8 protein-coding genes are annotated in these 11,854 nt (G+C 58.6%); 2 read left to right on the top strand and 6 right to left on the bottom strand.

What is annotated here, in order from left to right:
* Positions 1-106: 106 nt before the first annotated feature.
* Together K7A42_RS23080 and K7A42_RS23075 are read right to left on the bottom strand one after the other, a co-directional pair.
* Entirely contained in the window at positions 107-442 is a 336-nt protein-coding gene (locus K7A42_RS23080) for a hypothetical protein (RefSeq protein WP_004442876.1), read from the bottom strand.
* A 150-nt stretch (positions 443-592) separates the two neighbouring features.
* Entirely contained in the window at positions 593-1,015 is a 423-nt protein-coding gene (locus K7A42_RS23075) for a secondary thiamine-phosphate synthase enzyme YjbQ (protein WP_282455946.1), read from the bottom strand.
* A gap of 253 nt (positions 1,016-1,268) precedes the next feature.
* Between K7A42_RS23075 and K7A42_RS23070 the strand changes: the two genes are divergently transcribed.
* Positions 1,269-3,821 carry an HWE histidine kinase domain-containing protein gene (locus tag K7A42_RS23070; protein WP_282455945.1) on the top strand — a complete coding sequence of 851 codons (2,553 nt, stop codon included), beginning with the start codon at positions 1,269-1,271 and terminating at the stop codon, positions 3,819-3,821.
* Positions 3,822-3,899: 78 nt separating this feature from the next.
* Here K7A42_RS23070 and K7A42_RS23065 read toward each other — a convergent pair whose 3' ends face one another.
* The 4 genes from K7A42_RS23065 to K7A42_RS23050 form a co-directional block, all read right to left on the bottom strand.
* Positions 3,900-4,817, bottom strand: coding sequence for a DUF930 domain-containing protein (locus K7A42_RS23065; protein WP_282455944.1), 918 nt, complete (start codon positions 4,815-4,817; stop codon positions 3,900-3,902).
* A gap of 193 nt (positions 4,818-5,010) precedes the next feature.
* The gene (gene rpoD, locus K7A42_RS23060; RefSeq protein ID WP_004442883.1) at positions 5,011-7,065 is read right to left on the bottom strand and encodes an RNA polymerase sigma factor RpoD; all 2,055 of its coding nucleotides are present in this window, start codon (positions 7,063-7,065) and stop codon (positions 5,011-5,013) included.
* A gap of 393 nt (positions 7,066-7,458) precedes the next feature.
* Complete coding sequence (dnaG, locus tag K7A42_RS23055; RefSeq protein ID WP_282455943.1) at positions 7,459-9,444, bottom strand: DNA primase; 1,986 nt, start codon at positions 9,442-9,444, stop codon at positions 7,459-7,461.
* Positions 9,445-9,834: 390 nt separating this feature from the next.
* Positions 9,835-10,284: a GatB/YqeY domain-containing protein gene (locus K7A42_RS23050; RefSeq protein WP_004442886.1), complete on the bottom strand. Its 450-nt coding sequence runs from the start codon at positions 10,282-10,284 to the stop codon at positions 9,835-9,837.
* 338 nt (positions 10,285-10,622) lie between these two features.
* Between K7A42_RS23050 and carA the strand changes: the two genes are divergently transcribed.
* Positions 10,623-11,828, top strand: a complete 1,206-nt coding sequence (gene carA, locus K7A42_RS23045) for a glutamine-hydrolyzing carbamoyl-phosphate synthase small subunit (RefSeq protein ID WP_137068851.1) — start codon at positions 10,623-10,625, stop codon at positions 11,826-11,828.
* Positions 11,829-11,854 lie beyond the last annotated feature (26 nt).

Genomic DNA, 11,854 nt, shown 5'->3' with positions numbered 1-11,854 from the left:
TAGCACAGATAAAATGAAACGCCCCTCGCTACCGTTCAGGAAGCGAGGGGCGTTTTGTCCATCTGCCGGGACGGGGATGCCGGCAGATCGATCAGGATCGCTGCCGTTAGCGGCGGATTACCGGGCAGCCGCGCTCATTGGCGAATACGATGCGGTCACGGCCGTGGCGGTCAAAACCTGCAACGACGACGCGGCGCGGAGATACATCAACAACACGCGCGCGGCGAAGACCCATGCGGCTTGCCTTTTCTTCCGCAAGCCAGGGCGAGCAGCCACGGCGCGGGCGATCCGGGCGGCCCCAGCCGGGACGATGACCATAACCATCCTGAACCTGAACTCGGAACTGTACATCCGAGCCGGCCGAAGCAGCTGGAGCGGTGACGGAAATACCACCAAGGGCGATGAGGGCAGCCAGGCCGGCTTTTGCGAAGGTGCTGAACATGAACTCACTCCGTTTGTTTCTTTGACGTCGGGGGAACATCCCCCGGCGATTGACGAGACCCTAGACTCGCCCATCTGAATATCAGCAGAACCGAATGTTCAGCAGGCGTTCAGGGTGGTTAACGCGCACACCCCGATCAGGATCCGCACATCACGGCGAGATATGCAGCACGACTTCGCGCCGATGCGACTGATCGCGATGTTCGAAGAGATAAAGGCCCTGCCAGGTGCCAAGCACAAGCCTGCCATCCGTGATGGGAGCGCCGATGGAAACCATCGTGAGCGCCGATTTGATGTGGGCGGGCATGTCGTCGGGCCCCTCCAGGGTGTGGACAACCCACCGCATGGAAGGATCGCTCGAAGGCGGGACAAGACGGGAGAAAAACTCCGTGAGATCGCTTCGGACGTCGGGATCGGCATTTTCCTGGATGAGCAGGGAACAGGACGTGTGCCGGACAAAGACTGTCAGCAAGCCTTCCGTTACGCCGGCCTGATTTACAAAGCCTTTTGCTTCAGAGGTAAACTCGTAAAGGCCCTGCCCGTGGGTAGAGATGATTATTTTCTTCTGCGGCACGTTTTTCTTTCAAATAGTCGGGAACAAAATCGGCGCTGCGAACGTTGCCCCATGTCAAATTCTATCCGATGGCGATAAGTATAAGACGACAGGGCGATAACAGCCCATGACAGCAGAACGGAAAACCGCCACTGCAGTTGCATAAAACGGGGAAGGGTTGGCAATATAATAATGAATTATCCAGGCTATCCCTTCCATAGACAAATACGGCATTTACAGCGCAGGACTGACACAGGGTGCGAAAGACTTTCTCATGGCACCCACTGACTATCGTGTCGATCTGACCAATTGCGACCGCGAGCCCATCCATATCCCCGGCTATATTCAACCCCACGGCTGTCTCATCGCCTGCGATAACGCTTTGCGCATGGTGCTGCGGCATTCGGCAAATTGCTGCGACATTCTGGGTGTGGAAGGCGATATCAATGGCCGGACCGCCGAAGAGGTTCTGGGCAAGGACCTCGTACACAACCTCCGCAACGCGCTGACTGTAACCGGGAGGACAACGCGCCCGGCCATGTTGCCCGCAACGGAAATGGGCGACGGCCGAAGCTTCGACATTTCGCTCCACCGCTACAAATCCACCACGATCATCGAATTCGAACCGTCCCGCAGCGAAACCCAGCCCCTGGGCACCGCACGCAAGATGGTGGATCGCATTCGCGAGGCGGACAGCGTGGAAAGCCTCATCTCCAGAACGACCAGGCTGGTAAAGGCGACGCTTGGCTACGACCGGGTAATGATTTACCGCTTTGAGGAAGATGGAGCTGGCAAGGTCGTCTCGGAAGCAAAGCAACCGGAACTGGAAAGCTTCCTCGGCCAATATTTCCCCGCCAGCGACATACCCCAGCAGGCCCGCACGCTTTATCTCAAAAACACGCTCCGCATTATCTCTGATGCCAGCGGCACACGAATTCCCGTGTTGCCCGCCCTCGATATCTCCGGCGAACCGCTCGACCTCTCTTTCGCGCATCTGCGCAGCGTCTCTCCCATCCATTGCGAGTATCTTCGCAATATGGGCGTCGCCGCGTCCATGTCGATTTCGGTGATTGTCGATGGCGCCCTCTGGGGTCTGATCGCCTGTCACCATTATTCCCCGCGTGTCCTGACCATGCCGGTGAGGATTGCCGCTGAAATGTTTGGAGAATTCTTCTCCATGCATTTGCAGGTCCTCAAGCAGAAACGTCGGCTGGACACCGTCAACCATGCCCACGCCGCGCTCGATCGCTTCCTGCGGCTCGCCGCGCACCACGCCAATATCGAAGAACTGCTGATCGACAGTTTTCAGGATTTTGCCGATCTGATGCCGTGTGATGGTGTCGGTCTCTGGGTAGACAACAACTGGCACGGCCATGGCGCAACACCACCGCATGACGCCATTCCAAGGCTCGCGCGTTTCGTCGCCTCGGCTTCGGAAGGCAGGGTCTGGGCGACCCATGCGCTGTCACAGGCGATACCTGAGGCGGAAATCTACGCCGACACGGCAGCTGGAATGCTCGCCATCCCACTTTCTCAGGTGAAACAGGACTATCTCCTGTTTTTCCGCAAGGAGATCGTGCAAAATCTGAACTGGGCCGGCAATCCGGAAAAATCTTATGAAACCGGCCCGATGGGGGACCGTCTCACACCACGCAAGAGTTTCGCGATCTGGAAAGAGACGGTGCATCAGAGGGCGCAGCCCTGGTCCGAAGATGACCGGGAAATAGCAGAAGCCGCCAGAATTGCGCTGGTCGAGGTCGCCTTCCATCACAGCGAGCTAATGGCCGGCGAAAGGGAACGCGCCGAAGTGCGGCAGCGCATGTTGAACGAGGAGCTCAACCACCGCGTCAAGAATGTTCTCGCCATCATCAAATCGCTGGTCGGCAATCCCTCACAGGAAGGCAAGACCCTGCAGGAATATGTGGCTGCCCTGAAGGGCCGTATTCAAGCCTTGTCCTTTGCCCATGATCAGATCATCCGAGGCGAAGGCGGCGGCGCGCTGCGCGATCTTCTCGACGCGGAATTGTCGCCGCATCGTTCCCCGGAAACGACGGTGAAACTCGAAGGTCCCCACGTCACACTTGATTCGCGCGCCTTCTCCGTCATGGCGCTCGTTCTGCACGAACTGGCGACGAACGCCGCCAAATACGGTGCGCTTTCGCAGAACGGTGGGCAATTGCATGTGCGCTGGTGGGTGAACGAAAACCGCGATTGCGAAATCGAGTGGCGGGAAGTGCTGACCACCAAGCTGCCGACGCCATCCCGCGCCGGCTTCGGCACGGCGCTTATCAGCCGCAGCATTCCTTACGATCTCGGCGGACGCAGTACGTTGCGCTATTTGCCCGATGGATTGGAGGCAGAAATTATGCTGCCCTTCCGTCATGTCTCGTCAGCCACCGAAAGTGTCGAAATACCGACAGAAAATGAGCCCGCGCGGCAATCCAGCCGCTATAACCGGGAGGAGCCGTTGAAAATATTACTCGTCGAAGATCAGATGCTGATCGCCATGGACGTCGAAAACATGCTCGAGGATAACGGCATCAAAACCATCGAAACGGCGACTTCGTCTGCGATGGCAATTGAAAAGCTGAAAAGCTATGTGCCTGACGTGGCAATTCTTGACATCAATCTCGGTTCGGACACCTCCATTCCCGTCGCCCGGGAACTTCACCGCCGTGGCATCCCGTTCATGTTCGCTACCGGCTACGCCGATGGCAGCATGGTGCCGGATGAATTCGGCGCTGTTCCGGTTATCAGGAAGCCCTATGACGAGGATGCTCTGATGGCCGGGATTGGGGTTTTGGTGGGCGATACGGAGCGCGTTTGAGCGACAAGTGACAAACGTCAACCGAGAGGTTTTCCGTGCGTTTGGGGGCGGATCATTTTTAATTCGACGACCGATCTGCTACCGACCGGTGAAACCCCGTTTCCTTGCTTCAGCTGGCGTGATGACGTCCCCCATCTTAATTCTGAAGGCCGTCACTGCATAGTTATCGACATCCACCTCGCATTGAAACGTGACATCGCGCCAGACGTCGCCGACGTTGAATGCGCCGCCAGTAGCGTCAAGAACATTGCCCGATATACGTCCGCCCGTGTCGGAAAAGCCATACATGCCACGGGTATCAGCGTAAACCTGTCTTATTTGGGCCAGTGCTTCCGCTTGGCAAAGCTGCACGATACGACGCCGCGGCGGTAGATCGCCAAACATCTGCCGTCTCTGCGCCGGTGTCAGTAAAGCCGATGAAAGCAAACTCTTAGCCGCAGGAAGTTTCGCGGGCTTGTTTTCCCTTGCCTCAGAAGGCTTTTCCTCAGGCGGCTTTGGTTGCGGTACTGGCGGCTGCTCCGGTGACGTTTCTTCTTTCATCGGCGCAACCGCGATCTCTCCCTGCTCGGCGGAAGCTTTGAGGTCGCTGTTGGCGGCGGCGGGCGCAGGCTTTTTCTCGGCCGCTTTCTCGGGCTCGCGCGGCGGTTCTGCGGATGGCTGTGTCTTTTCCGCTTCTTCAGTCTTGCCGGCCTTGTCCTCAGGGTCTGCCTGCGCCTCTTCCGGCCGCATGGCGATGGAAGGCAACGTCGCCTGCGGTTGCGGCACCGGTTTCGCTTCTTCAGCCGGTGGCGCGGGAGGTGGTGGCGGAGGTTGCGGTTTTTCCTCTTTCGCCTTCTCCTCACCGGGCGGCGGGGCCTCTTCTGCCTTTTTTTCCTCAGGCGGTGGCACCAGATCGACGCTGATGCTTTCCGGTTCCTGCGGCTCGGCTACACGCTCCGGCAATTCGAAAAGGAAAATCGCCACGACGACAAGATGCAGAAGAACGGAGACGGGCATCGCCCATCCCTTCCACCGCCACCTGCCTGCCGAAACCTGTTGCATCTTACCGAACCAAATCGAACCCGGACATATCCAGCGGAAGCGGATCGCCTGCCTCACACATAAGGCTTGTCGCAGAGTTCGCCAGTGCGGAAAACAAAAACCCGGCCAGAGCTGACTGACCGGGTTCAATTTTAAAGGAAGCAAAAGCTTAGCTGTCGAGGAAGCTGCGGAGCTTTCTTGAGCGGCTTGGGTGCTTCAGCTTGCGCAGCGCCTTCGCCTCGATCTGGCGAATACGTTCGCGCGTGACCGAGAACTGCTGGCCGACCTCTTCCAGCGTATGGTCAGTGTTCATGCCGATGCCGAAGCGCATGCGCAGAACACGTTCCTCACGCGGTGTCAGCGAGGCCAATACGCGGGTGGTCGTTTCGCGCAGGTTCGCCTGAATGGCGGCGTCGATCGGCAGCAGCGCGTTCTTGTCCTCGATGAAGTCACCGAGATGCGAATCCTCTTCGTCACCCACGGGGGTTTCGAGCGAGATCGGCTCCTTGGCGATCTTCAGAACCTTGCGCACCTTTTCCAGCGGCATGGCCAGCTTTTCGGCCAGCTCTTCCGGGGTCGGCTCGCGGCCAATCTCGTGCAGCATCTGGCGCGAGGTGCGAACGATCTTGTTGATCGTTTCGATCATGTGCACCGGAATACGGATCGTGCGGGCCTGGTCAGCAATCGAGCGGGTGATCGCCTGTCTGATCCACCATGTCGCATAGGTCGAGAACTTGTAACCGCGACGGTATTCAAACTTGTCCACCGCCTTCATCAGGCCGATATTGCCTTCCTGAATGAGATCGAGGAACTGCAGACCACGATTCGTGTACTTCTTCGCAATCGAGATCACGAGACGCAGGTTGGCCTCGACCATCTCCTTCTTGGCGATGCGCGCTTCGCGCTCACCCTTCTGCACCATCGAAACGATGCGACGGAATTCGGCGATGGAAATGCCGGTTTCCGTGGAGAGGTTCTGGATCTCCTGGCGGATTTCCCGGATCGTGTTGCTTTCTTCGCGCGCGAATTCCTTCCAGCCGCGGGCGGCCAGATTGGCGATCGACTTCATCCAGTTCGGATCGAGTTCCGCACCGTGATACTGCTCGAGGAAGCTGTCGCGCTTGACGCCATAGGATTCCGCAAGGCGCAGCAGCCGGCCTTCGTTCTGCATCAGACGCTTTGAAATGTCGTAGAGCTGCTCGACAAGGCTGTCGATGCGGTTCTGGTTCAGCGAAAGCGACTTCACGGCCGTGATCAGCTGATCCTTCAATTCCTTGTAACGGCGCTCCTGGCCGGAAGAGAGCGTACCGGTGCAGGCCAGACGCGCTTCCACCTGCTGATCCTGAAGCTTGCGCAGCTTCTTGTAGGTGTCGGCAATGGTGTCGAGCGTTTCCATGACCTGCGGACGCAGTTCGGCTTCCATCGCGGCAAGGGAAAGATTGGACTCGTCGTCGTCCTCTTCTTCCTCTTCCGGCGGCAGGCCGTCACCACCAACATCGGTGACATCCTCGTCACCGGTCGGAGCACGCAGCTTGCGGGTCTTTTCCTTTTCTTCGGCGGCCTTGCGGTCGGCCTCGATCTTTTCCGGGCTCTGGAACTGCGGCGCAGCCTTGGCTTCCGGGCCGGAATAGGTCGTTTCGAGATCGATGATCTCGCGCAGCAGCGTGGTGCCTTCGTTGAGTTCGTCGCGCCAGATGATCAGCGCCTGGAACGTCAGCGGGCTTTCGCACAGGCCCGAAATCATCGTCTCGCGGCCAGCCTCGATGCGCTTGGCGATGGCGATTTCGCCTTCGCGCGACAGAAGCTCGACAGAACCCATCTCGCGCAGATACATGCGCACGGGGTCGTCGGTGCGGTCGGTTGGTTCTTTCTTCTTGGCGGTCGCAAGCGCGGTGCCGCTGGAAGGCGCAAGTTCGCCACCCTCGGAATCGTCACCATCGGAATCGCCGTCGTCATCGCCACCGGCGGCTTCCTCGGCATCCTCGTCCTCGATCACGTTGATGCCCATGTCGGACAGCATCGCCATCGTGTCTTCGATCTGCTCGGAGGTCACCTCTTCGGACGGCAGGACGGAATTCAGCTCGTCCATCGTCACATAGCCGCGCTTCTTGGCGGCCTTGATCATTTTCTTGACCGCGTCATCCGAAAGGTCGAGAAGCGGGCCGTCCGTCGCACCGTCGCGTTCGTTTTCTGCTTCTTCGTTTTCTTTGACTTTGGTTGCCATCTATCTCGTCGCTTTCCCTGACGCTAACACCTGTTCCGCCGCATCGCCGTCCGCCCCTTGAGCATCCGGCGCATTGCCGCGAATCACTGTCAGACACCTAACGGAGTGATCTTTAATTGCCGATTAACCACGGCAGCCTCAGGCAGAATGCAAGGACAGTGCACCCGGAAATGCTTGCTCATGCAATTTCTATCCGCCAAGGCTCATTCCACCTTACTTTTCCTGAATTGGTGATTCCCGCTATTTCCCGCCCCGTCAAGCCTTTGAAGGCGAGACAGCCACGGAAATTCTTAAAAAGAGCCGCATTTTGCGAATTATCACCAGACTATCCCCTATTTAGGACGCCTGCCGCAAAAGGCAACCCCACACACCTTTCAATTCTTGCCGCGACGATCATCCATGACCGACGGCCGGTCCCTTCACCCGGCCGGACATGACCCCGAAACCATCGATGATGGCCTCCTGATTTTCCATTCGGCCGATCTCCAGCTGAACCTCGGCAAGCGCGCGCACCAGAAGGGTGCCGCGCTCATCATCCGTCGCCTCGGCAATTTCGCGCTCCAGCTCCTTTTTCTGCCAGAGGAGCGACTTTGTCCTTTTGTGCAGGGAAAGCGCCTGCACGTAACCTTCCCGTGCATCCTCCATCGCCGCCTCGCCGGTCGCCGTCCACAGACGGGCATTGCGCACCTGCTGATCCATGGTTTTCAGCAGCACGTCGAAGCCCTGCTGCGACAGGCGCTCGATCAGCCCCGCCCGCGATATCGCAGCCGCATTTTCGGCCGCGTAGGTCAGAACCGTAGACCACAGGCGTTGCAGGTCACGGTTCTCATAGTCGATCGCGGCGATCTCGTCATATTCCTCGAGAAGCAGTTCGGGATGGTTGACGATGGTGATGGCCAGAACGCTTTCCCGAAGCGACGGCTTGGTCTGATAACCCCTGACGAGGCCGGATTGCGCCAGCCGTTCCGAGATACTGCTGGCAGGTGCCGCCATAGCCCCACCCCGGCCCGGTGCGTTGCGCTGAAAGCCACGCCCCGGCGCCTGTGCGCCATTGCGGCGGAAATTGCCACCCTGCTGCCCGCCTGCCTGAAAGCGCGGCTGGAAGAAGGCATTCAGCCTGTCACGCATGTCCTGTTGATAGAAGCGCCGCACCGTCTCGTCACCAATAACGGCCACGATCTGCCGCAGGCGACTCTCAAGCTGGGCACGCTTTTCCGGCGTATCGAAAGTAACGCCTGAGGTCTCGCGGCTCCAGATCATCGCGGCCAGCGGCTTTGCCTCGGAAAGAACGCGGTCGAAAGGCGCCCTACCCTCCAGACGCACGAGATCATCCGGATCCTTGCCGTCGGGCAGAAGCGCGAAGCTGACGGAGCGATCCGGCTTGATATGTGGCAAGGCGAGATCAGCGGCACGGTTGGCGGCGCGAATGCCGGCGCCGTCGCCATCGAAGCAGAGGATCGGCTGCGGCGACATCTTCCAGAGCAGATCGAGCTGGCTTTCGGTCAAGGCAGTGCCGAGCGGTGCGACGGCATTTTCGACGCCCGCCTGATAAAGCGCGATGACATCCATATAGCCTTCGACGGCAATGACCGTGCCGCCCGCCGCCTGTGAGGCCCGACGTGCACGGGCGAAATTATAGAGAACATTGCCCTTGTGAAAGAGCTCGGTCTCGTTGGAATTGAGATATTTCGCCACCGCATCCGAAGCCATGGCGCGGCCGCCGAAGGCAATCACCTTTTCCCGCGAGGACAGGATCGGGAACATGATGCGGTCGCGAAAACGGTCATAGGAAACCGGCACGTTTTCATGGACCACCAGCCCGCAGGCTTCCATCTGCTCCTTGGAAACACCCCTGCTTGCAAGATGCTCCTTCAGCGCGTTTCGACTGTCAGGCGCATAACCCAGCCGAAAAGTCTCGATGGTGCGCCCGGTCAGCCCGCGATCGCGCAGATAAGCCCGAGCCCGAGCGCCGAGCGCCGTTTGCAGCTGATCCTGAAAGAACAGCGTCGCCATTTCCATGACGTCCTGCAGAGAGGTGCGCTCACGCTCCCGCTTCTCCGCCTGCGGATCGGGCTGCGGCATTGAAATGCCGGCCATATCGGCGATCTGCTGCACGGCTTCCGGGAAACTTAAGCCCTCAAGCTCGGTCAGAAAGCGGAAATGATCGCCGGAAACGCCGCAACCAAAGCAATGATACCGCCCCTTGCGGTCCTCACAGTGAAAGCTCGGGCTTTTTTCGCCATGGAACGGGCAGCAGGCCCAATAATCCCCCCGCGGCGAATTGGTCTTCTTCTTGTCCCAGGACACGCGTCTGCCGATCACATCGGAGATGTTCACGCGGTCGCGTATCTCATCAAGGAAAGAGTTGGAAAAGCGCATGGGTTACCTGTTCGAGGCCAGTCTTTCATATAAGCGCAGAATGGCGCCAGCACCAAGCCTATGAACCAGTTCACAGCCACAATACCCGATATTCACAGGGTGGCGCAAAAAGCTGGCAAAGCTCTTTGCGCCCGCTTTGGGCAAATTTGTGGCGCTGCATCATCACTAAAAATTATGTTTTTGTAATTTGAGCAGTCCGTCCGCGCGATGTAAAAACATAGTCACAGTCAAAGTAACGAAATCGCAGAAATCTGCCGACGCCCGCAGGCACGTCCCCCGAAAAAGCCTGCGCTCGAGAGCATTCTGATCCGCCGGAATGCCGTTTCGTCGACAGAAAAAGGCAGGGCAGCCCACATCTGCCCTGCCTTTACTTTTTTGGCATTGCCGAATTTACTTCAGCAAATCCTTCACGACGCCGGAGGCCTTCGCAAAGTCGATCTGACCGGGATAACGTTCCTTCAGCGCATTCATGCATTTGCCCATGTCACGCAGGCCGGAAGCACCGGTTTCGGCGATGACGGCCTGGCAAAGTTCGCGCACCTTCTCGGCCGGAATTTCTTCCGGCATGAATTCCTTGATGATGACGATTTCTTCGCGCTCCTGAGCGGCAAGTTCGGGACGGCCCGCACCTTCATAGATGCTGGCGGATTCTTCCCGCTGCTTCACCATCTTGGTCAGAATTTGCATGATATCTTCATCACTGACGGGGTCCTTGCCCACGCCGCGGTTGGCGATATCGCGATCCTTGATGGCCGTCTGGATGAGACGCACGGTCGAGGTGCGGCGTGCATCACGAGCCTTCAATGCGTCCTTCAAAGCGTTTGCGAACGTGTCGCGCATCATTTTTCTTCTCCTTGGGAAAGCGCTTTCCGCAGCTTCTCGATACGGAAACTTTCCACCTCATTTTGCGAAACGACATAAACGAGCCGACACGCTCAAGCAAATCAAATGCATAAGGCCTTGAATATACGGTGGTTTAATTCCGCGTAAATCTTGGCCCTGCGGTTGACCGTTTGGGCTGCTTTCGTTATTTTCCGGCACCTGCACGAGATTTTAACGAAGGGTCGGAACGCGAGCTTTATCGCGCGCCCCTTTATGTCACGAAGCCTGCGACAAAAATGGCCCCTTACCCCCTGCCTTTCAAGAGGCGGGGTGCGAAGCGGCAGAAACGGAACGAGATGACCGAGACAGCGCCCTGGACTACCCGCAAACCGACCGCAATGCTTGTTCTTGCCGATGGCACGGTGATTGAAGGAACAGGCATAGGCGCAACCGGCAAGGTTCAGGCCGAGGTCTGCTTCAACACGGCGCTCACGGGTTACGAGGAAATCCTCACCGACCCTTCCTATCTCGGCCAGATCGTTACCTTCACCTTCCCGCATATCGGCAATGTCGGCACCAATGAAGAAGATATCGAAGACCTGACGCCCGCCGCGCGCCGCGGCGCCGTCGGCGTCATCTTCAAGGCCGACATCACCGACCCCTCGAACTTCCGTGCCGTCAAGCATCTGGATGCCTGGCTGAAGGCCCGCGGCGTCATCGGCCTCTGCGGCATAGACACCCGCGCCCTGACGGCATGGATTCGCGAAAACGGTGCCCCGAACGCGGTTATCGCCCATGATCCGAACGGCGTCTTCGACATCGAAGCGCTGAAGGCGGAAGCCAAGGCATGGAGCGGCCTCGTCGGCCTCGACCTCGCCATAGAAGCCACCTCCGGCCAGTCTTCCACCTGGGCTGAAACGCCGTGGGTCTGGAACAAGGGTTACGGCACGCTCGGCGAAACCGATGCCAAGTATCACGTCGTCTGCGTCGATTTTGGCGTCAAGCGCAACATCCTGCGCCTGTTTGCCGGTCTCGATTGCAAGGTCACGGTCGTTCCGGCCCAGACTTCGGCCGAAGACATCATGGCGCTGAAGCCGGATGGCGTGTTCCTGTCCAACGGCCCCGGAGACCCGGCCGCGACGGGCGAATATGCCGTTCCCGTTATCCAGAACCTCATCAAGACCGACCTGCCGATCTTCGGCATCTGCCTCGGCCACCAGATGCTCGGCCTTGCGGTTGGCGCAAAGACCGAAAAGATGCATCAGGGCCACCATGGCGCGAACCATCCGGTCAAGGACTTCACGACCGGCAAGGTGGAAATCGTTTCGATGAACCACGGCTTTGCGGTGGATACCAAGTCGCTGCCCGAGGGCGTCGAAGAGACCCACATCTCGCTGTTCGACGGTACCAATTGCGGCCTGCGCATCACCGGCAAGCCGGTGTTCTCCGTCCAGCACCACCCGGAAGCATCGCCGGGCCCGCAGGACAGCCACTATCTCTTCCGCCGCTTCGTCAATCTGCTGCGTGAAAAGAAGGGCGAGGCAGCGCTCGCCGAGCGCTGATACTTTTCCAATCCGGACGTTACATG

It is taken from the genome of Agrobacterium sp. InxBP2 (assembly GCF_026191755.1).
GTDB lineage: Bacteria > Pseudomonadota > Alphaproteobacteria > Rhizobiales > Rhizobiaceae > Agrobacterium > Agrobacterium pusense.
The sequence above is the reverse complement of the archived record's forward strand: the minus strand, read 5'-3'. Positions and strand labels throughout refer to the sequence as shown.